Below are 16,929 nucleotides of genomic sequence, written 5' to 3' on the forward strand. Positions count from 1 at the left end.
TTTAAAAATTGTGGGGCGGGAGAGCTGCCCCTGCAGAATTCCACATTTGGAAATAAGGATCGATTTCCCATGATTGATAGCGCCATCTGCCCCGAACCCCTGCGCCCGCAACTGCAGAGTCTGTGGCAAGACTGGCGCGAGGCGGCGGGCCCGGCATTGGCGGCTGAGGCAGAGGCGTTGCTACAAGAGAAAGCGCTTGGGTTGGCACTGGCACGCAGTTTTATCGGTTCTGAGTTCTTTTATCGACAGTGCTGCCGCCAACCGGATTTCCTCTTGGAACTACTGCAACAGGATGATCTGGGCCTGCAATTGCCTTGCTTTGATAGCGATGAAACTTTAGATCTGGCCCTGCGTCAGCTGCGCAACCGAGCGACCGCCGAGGTTATTTTCCGCGATTTTGCCGGTCAGTGGGATATTCCCAAAGCCTGTCTGCGTCTCAGCGAGCTGGCAGAGCTCGCTATTAGCACGGCTTTGCAGTGGCACCACCGCCAGCTGGCACAGCGTTATGGTGAGCCCCGGGATAAAAGTGGGAGGGCGCAGTCTTTGGTGGTGCTGGGTATGGGTAAGCTGGGCGCGCGCGAGCTAAATCTCTCCTCGGATATCGATCTGATCTTCGCCTATCCCGACCCCGGTCATACCGATGGCGATCAATGTGTGGAAAACCAGAAGTTTTTCCAGCGCTTGGGCCAGCGTCTGATTAAATCCCTGGATGCCATCACGGCGGAGGGCTTCGTGTTTCGCGTGGATATGCGCTTGCGCCCTTACGGTGACAGCGGTCCATTGGTGAGCCATTTTGCCGCTCTGGAAGATTATTATCAGACCCAGGGGCGCGAGTGGGAGCGTTACGCCATGGTCAAGGCGCGTCCGGTGGCCGGCGATCAAAGCGTTGCCGCCGAGTTGATGGAGCTGTTGCGGCCATTCACTTACCGTCGCTATATTGATTTCAGTGCTATTGATGCCTTGCGCGAGATGAAAGCGCTGATTCAGCGACAGGTACGCGCCCGTGGGTTGATTGACAATATCAAGCTGGGGCGCGGAGGTATTCGCGAACTGGAGTTTATCGTGCAGGCTTTCCAGTTGATCCGCGGTGGACGTGTGCCGGCGTTGCGAGAGCGCAATTTGTTAACAATCCTGCCTTTGCTGGAAGCTGACGGCCATGTGGAACCTGGTGTCGCCGATGAGTTGGGCAACTGCTACCTGCTGCTGCGTCGGGTGGAGCACGCCTTGCAGGCTTATAAAGACCAGCAGACCCAAGCGCTGCCGCAGGACCCAGCAGAACGCGAGCGGCTCGCATTCGCCCTAGGTCGCGACAACTGGGATCAGTTGTCCAGGGAATTGGCTGCCGTTCGCAATGTGGTGGAGCGAGAGTTCGACACGGTTATTGCACCGCCGGAGGAGATTGCCGAGCCCCATGTGGCGGAAGAGTGGCAGGGATTGTGGAGTAGCTGTGGCGATGAGAGTAGTGAAGAGATCAATCTGCAGACCCTGGAGAATGCAGGTTTCAGTCCGGCGCCGGAGGCTCTGGAGTTGCTGCGGGATCTCAATCACTCTCCAATGGTAGTGGCACTGCCAGCATCTTCGCGTGAGCGCCTGGATCACTTTATGCCCTTGTTGCTGGCCGCAGCCAGTTTGCAGGAAAGACCATTGTTGGTGCTCGGTCGAGTACTCCCCCTGGTGCGCTCAGTGTTGCGCCGCAGCGCTTACCTGGTGCTTATCAATGAGAACCCCCCAGTACTCAGCCAGCTGGTACAACTGTGCAGTGCCAGCCCACGAATCGCCGAGCAGCTGGCGCGTCACCCCATCCTGTTGGATGAACTACTGGATTCTCGCCGTCTGCTGGCACCGGCCACGGCTGAAGATATTGCCGATGAGCTTCGCCGCGAACTGCTGCGTGTCGATCCAGCAGATCTGGAGCTGCAGATGGAAACACTGCGCTATTTCAAGCAGAGCCAGAGTCTGCGTATTGCCGCTCAAGAGGTCAGCGGGGCATTACCGCTGATGAAGGTAAGCGACTCTCTCACCTGGCTTGCGGAAGGCATATTGCAGCAGTCACTTAGCCTAGCCTGGGCGCAAATGGTGGATAAATATGGACAGCCGGCCGGCGCCACAGCCGAAGATATGCACTTTGCCATTGTCGCCTACGGTAAGCTTGGGGGGCTGGAATTATCCCACGGCTCCGATTTGGATATTGTTTTTGTGCATGATGCGGACCCCCAGCTTGCTACCGACGGCGCAACCAGTATCGACAATTTGCGCTTCTATACCCGCCTTGCGCAGCGCCTGATTCATATCCTGCAAACCCGTACCCTGAGCGGACCACTGTATGAGGTAGATACCCGTTTGCGCCCTTCGGGCAATTCGGGCCTGTTGGTCACCTCTATGAAAGCCTTTGAAAAATACCAGCGCGAGAGTGCCTGGACCTGGGAGCATCAAGCGTTGGTGCGCGCCCGCCCGGTTGCGGGTAGCGAACAGCTCTGCAAGGACTTTGAGGCCCTACGCCTGAAATTGCTTTGCGAGCCCAGAAATGAGGGGAAATTGCGCGAGGAAGTGGTTGGGATGCGCGATAAAATGCGCTCTCACCTGGATAAAAGCAATGATCAAAATTTCGACCTCAAGCACGGCCCGGGCGGTATTGTCGATATTGAATTTTTGGTTCAATATGCTGCTCTGGCCTGGGCGCAAACTGCGCCCTCGATCGTGCGATACACCGATAACATTCGCATTCTCGAAAGTCTGAATGACGCGGGCCTGATGCCGGCCAAACAGGTCGAGCATCTGATCGACGCCTACAAAGCCTACCGATCTGAAGGTCATCGCCTGGCACTACAACAACTGCCAGGGACAGTGAGCGATGACCGTTTCACAGCGGAAAGAAAGACCGTTCTAACAAACTGGCAGCAATTACTCGGTTAAAACCGGCTTGGTCCTGCTGCCCGATTAAACTGTTTTTCAGGATTAGTGGGAGTTGCCCTATGTCTTTTGCCGACCGTGATGGCGTTATCTGGTTTGACGGTGAGTTGGTTCCCTGGCGCGATGCGCGCGTGCACGTCCTAACCCATACCCTGCACTACGGCATGGGTGTTTTTGAGGGGGTGCGGGCTTATGAGACCGATCGCGGAGCCAGTATCTTTCGCCTGCAGGATCATACCCGTCGTTTATTTCGCTCCGCGAAGATCATGAATATCCCTATGCCCTATGAAGCGGATGAGCTGAATGAGGCTCAGCGTCTTGTAGTCAGGGAAAATAATCTCCAGCACGCCTATTTGCGCCCAATGGTATTTTACGGCTCTGAGGGGATGGGGTTGCGTGCAGAGGGCCTTAGTACCCACGTAATCGTCGCCTCCTGGGAGTGGCCCAGCTATATGAGCCCAGAGGCATTGGAGCGTGGCATCAAGGTCAATACGTCCTCTTATACTCGTCACCACGTCAACATCAGCATGTGCAAGGCGAAGGCCAACGGTAATTACATCAACTCAATGCTGGCCCTGCAGGAGGCGATTCGCAACGGTTGCGAAGAGGCGTTATTGCTCGATCCAGAGGGCTATGTGGCCGAGGGCAGTGGGGAAAACTTTTTCATCGTCAGGGATGGGATTATTTATACCCCGGAGCTGACCTCCTGCCTGGATGGCATTACCCGGGATACGGTGATTGAATTGGCTAGGGAGTGTGGCTACAGGCTGGTGGAGAAGCGTATCACTCGCGATGAGGTTTATATCGCCGATGAGGCCTTTTTTACAGGTACTGCCGCAGAGGTGCTGCCTATCAGTATGCTCGATGGCCGCTCCATCGGTAGTGGTCGCCGCGGCCCAATCACCGGTCGCTTGCAGGGACTTTATTTTGATGTAGTGCATGGTCGCAGTACCGCACACCGAGGTTGGCTGAGTGATGTAGATGACACCGGCCTTCATGACACAAGCCATATTGCTGTAGCCTAACTCACCAGATTTGGGCTAAGTTCAGATCCTCCCAATTTCAGGTGGAGGGCACTTTAGAGTGCCCTCCCTGACCACTCTTCAGGGGAAAGTAGTACCCTGCCTGTTGTTCTCGTAGAATGCTCAAGTAAATTATCCCTCTGTACTCAATAGGTGTCTGCCCATTGCAGACTTGGTGTGAATCGAAAGCGTTGCATAGCGAATTCAATCTTTACCCCTGTTTAATGGGGTGCTGGTAAATAAGTCATTAAGGGCTGTGGGAGTTATTGGTGTTACCAATTAAAAACCTTGCGAAGGATTGGAAAGGCATTTTTGCTCAATTTTGGCAGCGCAATGAGCTGATCGATGTATCTACAAACTTGCAAATGCTAGGAGGCGCTCTGCTGCTTTTATATGCAGCACTATTTCCTTTGGGGAGCGATTTTGCAGATACCGCTAAAACTCTATTTATTGTTCTTACTTTTTGGGTACTTTTTACCCGTGGAAGAAACTGGCTCAATTCACCAGTCGGATGGTTCTTCGCTGCTGCTTTATTAGTTCAGATGTTGTCCTGGGTTGGTATGTTAATGGCATACCCAGAATGGGCCGAGTCTTCCCCGAAATTTCACCGCCTGGGGCAGTGGTTTGTATTCGCTGCCATAGCCTGCTGGTTGGGCGGCAGTACTCGCAATACTTTAACTCTCTGGTTGACGGCACTACTTGCTCTGCTTTTGGCACCCTGGGTAACGGGTGGGGGATTTGCTGAGTGGATAGATGGGGCTAGGGGGCAGCGAGTCGAATTTGGTTTCCATAATGCCCAGCATACCGCCATTCTTTTTGGTGTTGCACTGTTGGGCCTAGCCGTTTTCTCTCGTCGCTTATTTAGATATACAGGACTGTTATCCATATCGAGCTTAGCCTGGGTTATTGCTGTTGGTATATGTGCTCTGGCCGTGCTTTATTCACAGACTCGTGCAATTTGGTTTGCTTTAGCGGTATCTCTATTCACTCTCTTAATCGTTTGTGTGTTTATAGTTCTTCGCAAGCAGGGTAAGGGAGTTTGGTTGCGTTTAATAGCTTGGGGGACGGTCATCGGTGTGGCCATGGTCGCCCTTTGGGTGAAAGTTGGGGATGTGGTGAGCAAGCGCCTCGGGCTCGAGAGGAACACCGTTGATGCTTTGCTTTCAGGTAATCTTGATTCGATTCCCTATTCTAGTATCGGTGTCAGGATCCATAGCTGGCATGCTGCGATGAATTGGATAGCTGAGCGCCCATTGCTTGGCTGGGGCGGTAAAGGTCGACGTCTCGTTATTCAAAATCTGCAAGGTATGCCATCGGAGTTCAAAAATACTATTGGGCATCTACACAATAGTTATCTTGATTTACTGGTGAACTATGGAGTTCTGGGCGCGTTGGTATGGGGAGTCCTCAATTGCTGGGTATTCATATTGGCTTATAAAAGCTGGCGCCGGGGTGTTTTACCTGGCGACTTCTTCTTATTTTATATCGGTTTTATGATTCTCTGGCTGATTGCGAATTGCTTTGAATCCTATCTTTTTTACTCCAGTGGCCATTTTATTTTTGGCATAGTGGTTGCTGGTATTGCTACCCATATTTTTCGCTGCAGGAGTGAATTTAGGCCTGAACCTGGCCGGAATCTCTAAGAGAGAACCTGAGGGGCTAAGCCCCTCAATGTCTTGTAGGGCACTTATACTTTCGGGCGCCCCACACAATAATAGTCCATGCCGCTCTCAGCCATGTGTTGGGGTTCATAGAGGTTACGGCCATCAAAAATAACCGGATTAGTTAACGCCTTGGTAACGGCCTTAGCATCAATGGCCTTAAATTGCTGCCACTCGGTAGCGATAATCAGGGCATCTGCCCCAGATAACGCAACTTCCTTAGTGCCACAGAGTTGCATGTCTTCGCGCACACCGTATATCCGTTGGCACTCCTCCATTGCCTGAGGATCAAAGGCTTGAACCTTTGCACCGAGCTGCCAGAGTTGTTCCATCAAGGTACGGCTTGGCGCTTCGCGCATGTCATCGGTATTGGGTTTAAAGGCAAGCCCCCACAAAGCAAAGGTTTTTCCTTTCAGGTCCTCGCCAAAATGCTCTGTGATTTTTTGTAGCAGGTAGCTTTTCTGGGTTTGGTTACGCTCCTCCACAGCATTCAAAATACCTGGGGATACCCCCATTTGAGTTGCTGTAGAAATTAATGCTTTCACATCTTTCGGAAAGCATGAACCACCGTAACCGATACCAGCGTAGATAAACTGGTAGCCAATGCGGGGGTCAGAGCCAATACCCTGGCGTACCTGCTCGATGTCTGCGCCCACATGATCGGCGATTTGTGCCATCTCATTCATAAAACTGATTTTGGTGGCCAGCATGCAGTTAGCGGCGTATTTGGCCAGCTCCGCACTGCGAACATCCATGGTGATGATTTTTTCATGGTTTCGGTTAAATGGCGCATAGAGCTGACGCAGTGCATTCTCTGCGGAGGTGCTGCGAGTACCAATAATGATGCGATCTGGTCGCATGCAATCGCTCACTGCAGAGCCTTCTTTAAGGAATTCTGGGTTTGAAACGACTTCGAAAGGGATATCTTCGGCATTACGTGTAGCCAGTCGATCAGCAATGGCCCTACTAACTAAATCTGCAGTACCCACGGGAACTGTAGATTTATTGACGATCACCTTGGTTTCGCTCATATAAGTGGCGATAGATTCGGCCACTGCCAGCACATGGCGAAGGTCGGCTGAGCCGTCTTCGTCAGGAGGAGTTCCGACGGCGATAAAGATGACTTCCCCGTGCTCTACGCCCTGTGACGCATCAGTGCTGAAATTCAGCGTTCTATTTTTTAAGTTGCGCTCAATCAGCGGGGATAGGCCAGGTTCATAGATGGGGATGATCCCTTTTTTCAGATCTTCGACTTTCTTCTCATCGATATCAATGCACAAAATATTGTGGCCAACTTCAGCCAAAACTGCGGCCTGAACCAAGCCGACGTAACCGCTGCCAAATACCGTTACATTCATGAGTATCCCATTACCTGTCACTGGAGGGGCTGTGCCGCCCAAAAATATGCGCGCTAGTGTACCAGATATTGCCCCTAGGCCTTGGGGCGCAATTGGCATATCCCGTGCTCTCATATTCGCCGACAAGTGGGCAATAAGCTATGCTTGCCGCCTTTTACTGGCAGGGGTTCATTGGCTTTGCAGCTGAAGGTATGGCGTTTTCTCGATGGTAACCGGGCGCATGAGAAACAGAGTGCGGCGCTGGTTTGTGGCCTGGGTAAAAGTTTTGCTGGGCAGGTACAGAGTTTTGATATCCCTGCAGAGTTGAGCGCTTCGCGCATTTTCTTGGGGCGGGCACAACAACTCGATCAGCTGCCTAAACCGGATTTCCTAATTGGAACCGGCCGCAAGAGCCGTATGCCGATGTTGGCCGCGCGCCGACGTTACGGTGGTCGCGCAGTGTCGATAAATCGTCCGCAGCTACCTTTTAGCTGGTTTGATTTTGCGATTGTGCCGGAGCACGATCGGCCACCACCTCTGGAGAACATTATCCTAAGCCAGGGTGCCCTAACGGAGCCTCTACCCGATATTGGTCCTCAGGCTGGAAAGGGGTTAATATTGCTCGGTGGACCGAGTAAACACTACTCCTGGGATCTTCAGGCTATCCGGGCACAGATAGAGCCACTGATAAGACAACCCCTTGATTGGCAGATTTCCAATAGCCGCCGAACGCCAGGGGGTACATTGGAAGCCTTGTCCGAGGGCAATGCCCGCTTTATCGATTGGCGCTCATGTCCTCCCGGTTGGATTCAGGAGCAGATGGCCACGACTGAGCAGATTTGGGTGAGCGAAGATAGTGTTTCCATGCTGTTTGAGTCCTTACAGAGCCGCGCGAGGGTGGGGGTAATTCGGGTTCCCGGCCGGGATAAGTCCAATAAGGTCCGAGCTGCGGTGCAGAGGTTGATCGATCAGGGGGTCGTCAGTGAACACCTGGAAGAAGTGTTAGCACAGCCGCCTCGCCAGCCTCTGGATCAGTATCTTTTATGTGCCAGGGCACTATTGCGCCGTTGTAGACTATTGGCCAATTAGCCTTTCAGGCCGCGCGCCTCGAATTTTCGCCAGGGTATCTTCTTGTCGGAGACTTCCCATTCCACGCGCAACCACATACGTTGGATACGGCGGTGGATATAACGCCTGGCAAAGAAACTGGAAAATTTCGGTAGTGGCAGGAACGAGGCGCAGCCCAAGCCATCGATTAGGTAAATCTGCAAACGCCCGTTTTCTCGGCGTAAGACTAGGTTATGCGCGATCAGGTTTTTGGTCAGTACACCGTATTCCAAGAGCCAGCTGGCAAACTCTTGTAGTGCAATACGCACCTCTTCATCCAGGCCGTGTTTGTTTAAATATTGGCGTAGGGTAGGTGCCGGAGTTCCACTCTCCTCTAAGATCATATCGGTCACTGCGGCGGGGCCGAGGCTGGTCTGCTGGATTCCATACCAGCGGGGTAGGTGCTGCCACAGTCCGGCGCTATCCCGTTGAAGGGCACTTTGGCTATAGCCCTCCTGCTCACGCAAGTTATCGTCAAAGCTATCCAAGCCGCGTCCACGCTTATACCAGGGGGCCCTATCCAATAGTATTTGAGTGCGCCCTGGGCGCATCACTTTGACGCACAAGTGAGGCTCCTGCGGATGCTGATAGCAAAAGCGATTGCCTCCACTGGCGAAGGGTTCACGATTGTTCAAATCTATCATGGCGCCATATTTCTCTTATTGTTGTTAAGCATAGTGCGATAGATTTCCATGGTGTGGGCGGCTTGTCGCTCTAAGGTAAAGGCTTCTGTGAGTTGGGGTCTTTGTTGAGGAGTGTCTAGTAACTCCAGGGTCTTCTTGAGGAGCATTTGCCTGTCCCCTTTATTGACCAGACCCTGTGGGAAGCAGGCCTGCAGGGATTCCGCCGGGCCGCCGATATCATAACCAATAATCGGTGTGCCTATTGCGGCGGCCTCGATAACGGTGCGGCCAAATGGCTCCGGGCGTTGTGAGAGATTGAAAACCAAATCGGACTGCTTGTACCAGTAGCGAATATCAGAGCGATGCCCAACAAAGCTGACACGATCCTCTATCCCCAGATTTCGTACTTTTTCTTTTAGTTCTTCTTCGTAATGGGCTTTATTCGCTTCGCTGCCACCGAGGATTACTCCATGAATATGGGGGGCTAAGGGGGCGAGTTTAGCAATTAGCTCAATAAAATCTTCCTGACCTTTCCAGCGGGTCAAGCGTCCCGGCAATAACAACCAGCGTTTCCCTTGGAGCTGTGGAAACTCCATACAAGTCCGCTCCACCCATCCAGCTGGGAGACAAATTTGTGAGTGAAACTCTTTGGTATCGACCCCGCGATAGACAATTTGAGGGGGCCTCTGTAGGTCATTAGGGTAGTTCTCCAGCAGGTAATCGTTTACGCACTGTGAGATAGCGATAACCTGCTCGGTTTTTGCCATGATCGCACTGTAGCGGTTGGTCGAGTAGAGCCCGTGCGCTGTGCTCAGCAGCCGGGGACGTTTGTCCACGGGCATTTTTTTCCAGGCCAGGTAAGTAAGCCAGGCGGGCACCCGGGAGCGAACGTGCAAGATATCTGCATTTAATTTCTGCAGCAGATTACGCAAAGGGCGCACTTGTAGCAGGCTGGTGAGGGACTTTTTATGGATTGGCAGGGTGATATGCTGTGAGCCTTCATGCTGTAGCTGCTCCACCATACGGCCGCCACTGGAAATGACAATGGATTCATGGCCGGCATGGACCAGTGCACGGGCAAAATCCAGGGTTCCCCGCTCAACTCCGCCCGAGTTTAAGGCGGGCAGTAGTTGCACAACTTTCAAGTGACCAGCTCCGAGTGACCAAGAAGAAAATGTTCTGCCAATGATATGATGGCCAGGTTTTGGCTTCCTGGCAGGGAACTCATTATATGCAGTGAAGCCTGACCCAGTACAGCTGGCGGGTACGCCTTGCCAGTATTTGTTTTCCTCTGTGAAGCACTTTTGTTGATGCGAGTTCTGTATAACGTTATTTTTCGAGCGGCGATGCCACTTATTCTGCTGCGTCTGTGGTGGCGCGGCCGCAGCCAGCCCGAGTATCGGCGGCGCCTCGCTGAACGATTGGGGAAAGTGCCGAAGCGCCTTAGTTCTGCGCCTTTACTCTGGGTGCACTCAGTGTCCGTGGGGGAAACGTTGGCGGCGATACCGGTGATTACCCGGCTGGCGGCTCGCTACCCTCAGTGGCAGTGGCTGGTGACTACGAGCACACCCACAGGTTCTGAGCGGGTGACTGAGGCGCTGCGCCCTATCCTTGGCGGCCGTTTACTGCATTACTACCTGCCTTACGACCTGCCAGAGTGTCTGAAGCCATTCCTGCAGGCTTTGCGTCCGAATATGCTTGTCATTGTGGAAACTGAATTGTGGCCGAATCTCCTGCACTTTTGCAGAAAGCGCAATATACCGACGCTGCTGGCCAACGCGCGGCTCAGCGAGAAATCTGCGCGCGGCTATGGAAAGTTTCCAAGATTTACCCGATCGATGTTGGCAAATCTGGATAAGGTCGTCGCTCAGTATGATGCGGATGCTCAACGCTTTTTAGAGTTGGGCTTGCCGGCGCCGCGGGTGCTGGCCAGTGGCAATATCAAGTTCGATCTGGATATCGGTTTAGGATTGGTTAGTGAGGCCCAGGCCCTGGCTCACCAGTGGCGTGGGCCTGAGGGGCGCAAGGTGTGGCTGGCTGCAAGTACCCATGCCGGTGAGGATGAAATTATTCTGGATGCCTATCGGGCATTGCAAAAGAACAGTGAAAATTTACTGCTGGTGTTGGTTCCCCGGCACCCACAGCGCTTTGAAAGTGTTGCACGGCTCTGTCAGGAAAGAGGCTTCCAGGTGGTTAGGCGCAGTGAAGGGCGGGCGCCATCTGTCTGTGATCAAATACTCTTGGGGGATACGATGGGAGAGCTGCTGCGCTTCTTTGGCGCGAGTGATATGGCCTTTGTGGGTGGCAGCCTGGTTCCTGTGGGCGGGCACAACATGATCGAGCCTGCAGCCTGGGGGATCCCGGTGGTATGCGGGCCTTTCCTGCATAACTTTTCCACCGTTGCCCAATTGCTAAAGGATGCTGGCGGCATGGTGATTGCCGAAGATGCAGCGAGCATAGCTGAACAGCTGGGTCTCTGGTTGAAAAATGATCGCCAACGTATGGCTGCAGGACAGAATGCCAGAGTGGTGGCACAGGAAAATAGTGGCGCTTTGCAACGTCTGCTGGATGAAATTGAGAGTCTGATGCCTTTGAAAGATCAGTGAGTGTCATAGAGTCCACTCACTGATAGAGGTACTACTAATAAATAGGCGCTTACTTAGAAGGCGCTGGTGTGCCGGGAGGACTGGACTCGCCCACACGGAACACATTGTGCGCCGGATTCAGCATACTATCCAATTCTTGCAGATCCTTTGGTGACAATAGCCCCGCCACCTGTTTGAGATTCAGGGTGTTGATGATGTAGTCGTAGAGGGCGTTGGCATAATCTGTCTGTGACTGAAACAGGGTCCGCTGGGCCAATAACACATCGACGATATTACGTGTGCCTACCTCGTAACCCGCCTGGGTAGCATCCAGTGCACTCTTGGCGGAGACTACCGCCTGTTGCCGCGCCGCCACCCGGGAAACATCGGTCACTACTGCACGGTGCAGGGTGCGGGTCGACTGGATAGTGTTACGCTCGGTCAGGTTGCGCAGGTCCTGGGCCTGGAAGGACAGGTTGCGCGCCTCGCGGCGATTGGCGCTCAGCAGGCCACCGGTATAGATGGGAATATCTAAGGTAATTGCTACGGTAGTGTCGCGGTTGTCTAAATCGCGAGGAAATGTCGTACTTCGGTTTCGGGTTCGAAATTCTCCATCAAAAATTGCCCTTCTGGTTTGGTCACCTTCTGAGGTGAATTTATTGTAAGAGACTGAGCCAGTCAGCGTGGGCAGGTGCTCACTGGCAGCCGAGCGGGCGTTGTAGCGAGCTGCCTCGGCATTCAATCGCGCAGCCTTGAGATCGAAATTGTTAGCGAGGGCAAAGTCGACCCAGTCGGCACGATCCGCCGGGACCGGCGGCGCCACCTGGAAACTCTCTATTAACGGAGCTACCTCATCGTGATAGCCGCCGGTTAATACCGAGAGGGCGTCAAAGGAAGAGAGTAAGTTATCCTGTTCCGTTAAGCGGCGGGCAACCGAGCTATCGAAAGCCGCTTGGGAATCATAGACGTCGGTGATTGCGGTCAGTCCCACCTCGAAGCGCTGCTGGGTCTGTTCCAGCTGCTTGGCCAGAGCCTTTTCTTCAGAGACGGCCGCTTCCAGCACATCATAGGCGCGCAATACATCGAAGTAGGCAGTCGCTACGCGGATCATCATAGCCTGCTGGTTGGCGCTGTACTCTGCGGTGGCCCGTTCAGTTAGTTTCTTACCTTGCTGATAGCCAAACCAGGCGGGGGCATCAAATATCGCCTGGCTCAGGGTGGCATTGTAAATCCTGTCGTCAAAGGTGCCTGTGTCTCTTTGAAGAAAATCAATGAGTTCAACATTCTCAACGTCATCTACATCGTCATTAACGGGTTCTGCTTGACCTGATTGATAATACTCGTGATTTCTCAGAGCCTGGATTTGAGCGTTCACCTGTGGCAACAAAGGTGCACGCAGCTGGTTTTTTGCCTCAATTCCAGCGTGGTAACCCGCGCGGTCTGCAGCCAGCTGGGGGTCGTTATCCAGCGCCTGCATATAAATATCCCACAGGGTGTCGGCCTGGGCCTGCATGGCGCCGAAGCCCAGCAGGGTAGCGGCGATTAGTTTCTTCAGTGGACGCAACTGGCGGCCTTTCGGCGCTTTGCGGTTACTTCTTTTCATCTGTTTCAACTTCCTGTGGCGGGTGCGGTCTTCAAGCTTCTGTCAGTTCTCTGGAGCGGCACTCGAGTTCTGGTTCTCGGTGGGTTCCCTTGGCTCGCATGGTCCGGTGGTGCTGCCAGTCTCCCCAATTAGCAGTCGCGAGAGTGTACCCGCGGCCAGTCTAAGCGTCGAGGCGACGCTTTCGGCTTTTTGGTATATCTTCGTTAAACCGACGCGAATGTGCGTTTACCGGTATCTGCCTGGCAGTATCAGGGCAACATTGAATAGGGCAATGCCCCTACATTGCAATAGACGCGCCATCGAAGTATTTGGATGCGGCAAAAATTGTGCAGAATAAGGCAAGGACCTCTGGCACATGGATCAGCTGCGCATCAAAGAGCCGATACCCTGGCAGCGTGCCTGCCACGAGTGCGACCTGCTATTGACCGGCAGCTTGGCACCGCCGGGTCAAAAGCTGGTTTGCCCCCGGTGTCGCTGCACGCTGCACCGCAATAGCAATCACAGTGTCTATTACACCATTGCCCTGAGTCTCACCGGGCTGTTGTTATTTATTCCCTCTGCCAGCCTGCCACTACTCAAATTCTCAATTTTCTCTTTTGGTGCCGATAATACCCTATTGAACGGGGTTCACTCCCTCTACAAAGCAGGATTTATCTGGCTGGCGTCTCTGGTTTTGTTTTGCAGTGTGCTGGCGCCCCTGGGCAAATTTCTATTGTTGTTATTTATTTGTTGTGGCAGTGCCTGGAGGCTTTTGGATCGAGCGGTTGCCTTTGCCGTACGCTGGTATCAACACATCAAAGAGTGGGGCATGCTGGATGTCTATATGCTGGGTATTCTGGTGGCATTAATTAAATTGAGAGACCTGGGCAAAATGGATGTGGAGCCGGGGCTCTACTGCTTTGGTGCCATGATGTTAGTGGCAAACCTCTCCTCTCTTAGTTTCGACCAAAATGCCATTTGGCAGCGAATTGCGCTGCGGCGTGTCCTGCGTGAGGCGGCCACATGAGTGCCCCGCAGAAAGCCCTCCAAAATGGAATGAGCAGTTGTTTGAGCTGTCATCAGCTGATTATTTTACCGGCCCGGGGAGGGCGTTGCCGCTGCCCTCGTTGTGGTGCGAGTGTTTATGGACGCATTGATGGCAGTTTGATGCTTACTTGGGCACTGACAATCACCGGTGCCTTGTTGTTACTGCCAGCAAATATCCTGCCGATTATGAGTGTTGTTTACCTTGGCGCCGGTGAACCCAGCACAATTATCAGCGGTGTTATGCAACTGTATAACAGCGGTATGTGGGGCATCGCTCTCATTGTTTTTGTGGCCAGTATCGCCGTGCCGGTAATGAAACTACTGGGATTGGTACTGCTCTTGGTACAGATCCAATTGCGATTGCATTTTGTGCCCTCTCAAGCGATGAAAATATATCGAGTGGTTTCCGGGATCGGGCGTTGGTCGCTGCTTGACCTGTTTATGATTTCTATTCTGGCGGCGCTGGTGGACATGGGGTTTATCGCCCGAGTGGAAGCAGGGCCGGGCAGTACCGCTTTTGCCTCGGTGGTGGTGGTCACCATGATGGCGGCGCGTTCTTTCGATCCGCGCCTAATATGGGATGCCCATGATGGCGATCTGTATGCAACCGCAGTAGAGCCGGAAACGGCTCACAGGAGTGCGGCAGAGAATGGCTGACAATACGCCAGTGGATAATGACACCATAGAACCCAGCGCTTATGAAGGCCCTCAGCGGGGACAAGTGCGCAGGAGTCACGGCCTGCCGCTTGTGTGGATATTGCCACTGGTAGCGGGTTTGATTGCCGCCTGGTTACTTTACCAGGATATGGCTGAGGGGGATGTGCACGCGAGCATCCTATTTCACTCCGGCGATGGTCTGGTGAAAGGCAAAACGGTGGTGAAATATTCCGGTGTGGATATCGGCATAGTGCAGGATGTGCGCCTGGTACCCAATGCCAAAGAATTAAATGGTGCCGACGGTGTTTTGGCCGAAGTCAGTCTTAACCGCAGTGCCGAGTACCTGTTGGTTGAAGGCACCGAGTTTTGGGTGGTGAAGCCGGAGCTCTCCATTACTGGTATCAGCGGATTGGAGACTTTGCTATCGGGTAATTACATTGCGGTGGAGTCCGGCAGTGGCAAGCGTAAGCGGGAGTTTGTCGCTCTGGATCGTCCACCGGCATTTATACGCGGCGACGGTTTACGCGTGGTACTGAAATCCCGCCGGCTCGGCTCCCTCAGCCGGGGCTCACCGGTGTACTACCGTCAATTACGTGTGGGGCAGGTGGCCGATTACAGTCTCGACGAAAATGGTAGAGAAGTCAGTATCGAATTATTTATCCGGCGCGAGTACGGCTATTTGGTGCATCGTGGCAGTCGCTTTTGGAACAGCTCCGGGATTTCGATTGAAGGAGGGATCAGCGGTATTAGTATCAACCTGGAATCTCTCGCCGCTCTTTTTGCCGGTGGTGTCAGTTTTTACACGCCGGAATCCCAGCGCCAGTCGCCATTGGCGGTCAATGGCACAGAATTTAAGTTATATAAAAACTTCGCTGCCGCAGATGCGGGTATTGCCGTCACTTTAAATTTTGACCGAGGTGTCGATGTGACACCCGGTAGTACCAAAGTGTATTACCAGGGCATCAAAGTGGGTGAAGTCAGTCGCGCTAAAGCCAACAAGAGTATGAATGGAATGGAAGTGCGTGTCCTGATGGACCCGGCGACCGATGACCTGCTCAGTGAAAATACTCGCTTCTGGTTGGCGCCGCCCACTTTTGATTTTAGCGGCGGCTTGAATGAATTAATTCAGGGTAACCGTATCGAGGTAGATCTGCGTCGGGGGAAGCGTTCTCAGCGCACTTTTTCCGCGCGGGCTGCGGCACCACAAATGGACCCTAGGGTCCCTGGACTGCATTTACGCCTCACCTCCCGCAACCCGGGCTCACTGCAGCGCGGAGCCCCCGTATATTTTCGCCGTATCGAAGTGGGCAAGGTACAGGGGATGGAATTGCGCAGAGATGGCGAAGGCGTAGAAGTGTATGTGGTGATTGAACCGCGCTATGCACACCTGGTTAGGCCAGGTGCCCGCTTTTGGAATATCAGTGGATTGCGCGCTAGTGCGAGCCTGAGCAGTGGCATCAAAATACAGGCGGATTCGTTGATGTCTTTGTTGCGTGGTGGTGTTGCTTTTGGCATCCGGGGTGGGGAGTACGAAAAGGGTGGACCTGCGCAAAATGGCGATCAGTTTCCTCTGTATCGCAGTCGCGAAGCGGCGATGGAAGAGGGGATTGAAATCAGTATTAATTTACCCAGCGCTGAGGGGCTTAAGGAAGGGGCTCCGTTGCGTTACAAAGGTGTGCAAATTGGAGAAATAACCCGCTTGCGCCTCGGCAGGGATCTCGGTGAAGTTCAGGCACGAGCAAAGCTCTACCATCGCGGTGGCAATTTTGCCCGTGCCGGCACTCGTATCTGGGTGGTGTCCCCGCAGATTGGTATCAGTAAAGTCGCGCACCTGGACACACTGATTACCGGCCGCTACCTCGCCCTGGAGCCCGGCGGCGGGCCGCCGGAGACAGAGTTCTACGCCGAGCTTCAGGCCCCGAAGGAGGATCTTGCCGAAACTATGAGTCGACCCGGCCTGACGGTAATACTTGATGCAGCCAGGCGCGGTTCTCTGGTGGCGGGCAGCCCCGTTTATTATCGGCAGGTGCAAGTGGGGGAGGTTACTGGCTTTGAGCTTGGAGAGTGGGCGGACCGGGTATATATCTTTGTGCACATCGAGCCAGAATATCGCCCGTTGGTGCGTGAGCATACGGTTTTTTGGAACGCTAGTGGTGTAGATGTGAATTTTGGGCTGAAAAGTGGTCTTAATGTTAATACCGAGTCTGCTCAGGCTCTAATTAAAGGGGGCATTGCTTTCGCCACGCCCGAGCCGCCATTTATGGGGTTCGAAGTGGAATCCGGTAGCCACTTTCCACTCTACCCACGTGCGGAACCCAAGTGGTATAAGTGGAGCCCCAAAATAGAGCTTTATAATTATTCGGAACCGGTCAAATAAATAACAAGGTAAGGAGCATTT

12 protein-coding genes are annotated in these 16,929 nt (G+C 53.4%); 8 read left to right on the plus strand and 4 right to left on the minus strand.

Annotated elements, in window-relative coordinates:
• Positions 1–69 precede the first annotated feature (69 nt).
• From glnE to ACJJIT_RS00970, 3 genes are all read left to right on the plus strand, one after another.
• Positions 70–2,913, plus strand: coding sequence for a bifunctional [glutamate--ammonia ligase]-adenylyl-L-tyrosine phosphorylase/[glutamate--ammonia-ligase] adenylyltransferase (gene glnE, locus ACJJIT_RS00960; RefSeq protein ID WP_444899650.1), 2,844 nt, complete (start codon positions 70–72; stop codon positions 2,911–2,913).
• Between the two features lie 59 nt (positions 2,914–2,972).
• Complete coding sequence (locus ACJJIT_RS00965; protein ID WP_444899651.1) at positions 2,973–3,935, plus strand: branched-chain amino acid transaminase; 963 nt, start codon at positions 2,973–2,975, stop codon at positions 3,933–3,935.
• Positions 3,936–4,201: 266 nt separating this feature from the next.
• Entirely contained in the window at positions 4,202–5,575 is a 1,374-nt protein-coding gene (locus tag ACJJIT_RS00970) for an O-antigen ligase family protein (RefSeq protein WP_444899652.1), read from the plus strand.
• Between the two features lie 44 nt (positions 5,576–5,619).
• Here the strand turns inward: ACJJIT_RS00970 and ACJJIT_RS00975 are convergent, their stop codons facing one another.
• The gene (locus ACJJIT_RS00975; RefSeq protein ID WP_444882970.1) at positions 5,620–6,951 is read right to left on the minus strand and encodes a UDP-glucose dehydrogenase family protein; all 1,332 of its coding nucleotides are present in this window, start codon (positions 6,949–6,951) and stop codon (positions 5,620–5,622) included.
• Between the two features lie 177 nt (positions 6,952–7,128).
• Here ACJJIT_RS00975 and ACJJIT_RS00980 point away from each other — a divergent pair, with 177 nt between their 5' ends.
• Entirely contained in the window at positions 7,129–8,019 is an 891-nt protein-coding gene (locus tag ACJJIT_RS00980; RefSeq protein WP_444899653.1) for an ELM1/GtrOC1 family putative glycosyltransferase, read from the plus strand.
• On the opposite strand, the gene ACJJIT_RS00985 is transcribed toward ACJJIT_RS00980, so the two are convergent.
• Positions 8,016–8,681: a YrbL family protein gene (locus ACJJIT_RS00985; protein WP_444899654.1), complete on the minus strand. Its 666-nt coding sequence runs from the start codon at positions 8,679–8,681 to the stop codon at positions 8,016–8,018. The two genes, ACJJIT_RS00980 and ACJJIT_RS00985, sit on opposite strands and share 4 nt — an antisense overlap.
• Positions 8,678–9,796: a glycosyltransferase family 4 protein gene (locus ACJJIT_RS00990; RefSeq protein WP_444900881.1), complete on the minus strand. Its 1,119-nt coding sequence runs from the start codon at positions 9,794–9,796 to the stop codon at positions 8,678–8,680. The genes ACJJIT_RS00985 and ACJJIT_RS00990 overlap by 4 nt, the downstream gene beginning before the upstream one ends.
• Positions 9,797–9,970: 174 nt before the next feature.
• Between ACJJIT_RS00990 and waaA the strand changes: the two genes are divergently transcribed.
• Complete coding sequence (gene waaA, locus ACJJIT_RS00995; RefSeq protein WP_444900882.1) at positions 9,971–11,266, plus strand: lipid IV(A) 3-deoxy-D-manno-octulosonic acid transferase; 1,296 nt, start codon at positions 9,971–9,973, stop codon at positions 11,264–11,266.
• Positions 11,267–11,315: 49 nt separating this feature from the next.
• Here the strand turns inward: waaA and ACJJIT_RS01000 are convergent, their stop codons facing one another.
• Entirely contained in the window at positions 11,316–12,848 is a 1,533-nt protein-coding gene (locus ACJJIT_RS01000; RefSeq protein ID WP_444899655.1) for a TolC family outer membrane protein, read from the minus strand.
• A gap of 355 nt (positions 12,849–13,203) precedes the next feature.
• Between ACJJIT_RS01000 and ACJJIT_RS01005 the strand changes: the two genes are divergently transcribed.
• From ACJJIT_RS01005 to ACJJIT_RS01015, 3 genes are read left to right on the plus strand one after another with little or no spacing between them, the layout of a single operon-like run.
• Positions 13,204–13,854 (plus strand): paraquat-inducible protein A, encoded by a 651-nt coding sequence (locus tag ACJJIT_RS01005; protein WP_444899656.1) that lies wholly within the window; start codon positions 13,204–13,206, stop codon positions 13,852–13,854.
• A complete protein-coding gene (locus ACJJIT_RS01010; RefSeq protein ID WP_252083550.1) occupies positions 13,851–14,531 on the plus strand; it encodes a paraquat-inducible protein A in 681 nt (226 codons plus the stop codon). Before ACJJIT_RS01005 ends, ACJJIT_RS01010 begins: the two co-directional genes overlap by 4 nt.
• Positions 14,524–16,908, plus strand: coding sequence for an MlaD family protein (locus ACJJIT_RS01015; RefSeq protein ID WP_444899657.1), 2,385 nt, complete (start codon positions 14,524–14,526; stop codon positions 16,906–16,908). The genes ACJJIT_RS01010 and ACJJIT_RS01015 overlap by 8 nt, the downstream gene beginning before the upstream one ends.
• The last annotated feature ends 21 nt before the right edge of the window (positions 16,909–16,929 follow it).

It is taken from the genome of Microbulbifer mixtoriginis (SeqCode) (assembly GCF_052467515.1).

Coding starts and splice junctions, on each gene's coding strand:
- ACJJIT_RS01000 (WP_444899655.1), bottom strand. CDS start 12,848: ATGAAAAGAAGTAACCGCAAAGCGCCGAAAGGCCGCCAGTTGCGTCCA.
- ACJJIT_RS01005 (WP_444899656.1), top strand. CDS start 13,204: ATGGATCAGCTGCGCATCAAAGAGCCGATACCCTGGCAGCGTGCCTGC.
- ACJJIT_RS00965 (WP_444899651.1), top strand. CDS start 2,973: ATGTCTTTTGCCGACCGTGATGGCGTTATCTGGTTTGACGGTGAGTTG.
- ACJJIT_RS01010 (WP_252083550.1), top strand. CDS start 13,851: ATGAGTGCCCCGCAGAAAGCCCTCCAAAATGGAATGAGCAGTTGTTTG.
- ACJJIT_RS00985 (WP_444899654.1), bottom strand. CDS start 8,681: ATGATAGATTTGAACAATCGTGAACCCTTCGCCAGTGGAGGCAATCGC.
- glnE (WP_444899650.1), top strand. CDS start 70: ATGATTGATAGCGCCATCTGCCCCGAACCCCTGCGCCCGCAACTGCAG.
- waaA (WP_444900882.1), top strand. CDS start 9,971: ATGCGAGTTCTGTATAACGTTATTTTTCGAGCGGCGATGCCACTTATT.
- ACJJIT_RS01015 (WP_444899657.1), top strand. CDS start 14,524: ATGGCTGACAATACGCCAGTGGATAATGACACCATAGAACCCAGCGCT.
- ACJJIT_RS00975 (WP_444882970.1), bottom strand. CDS start 6,951: ATGAATGTAACGGTATTTGGCAGCGGTTACGTCGGCTTGGTTCAGGCC.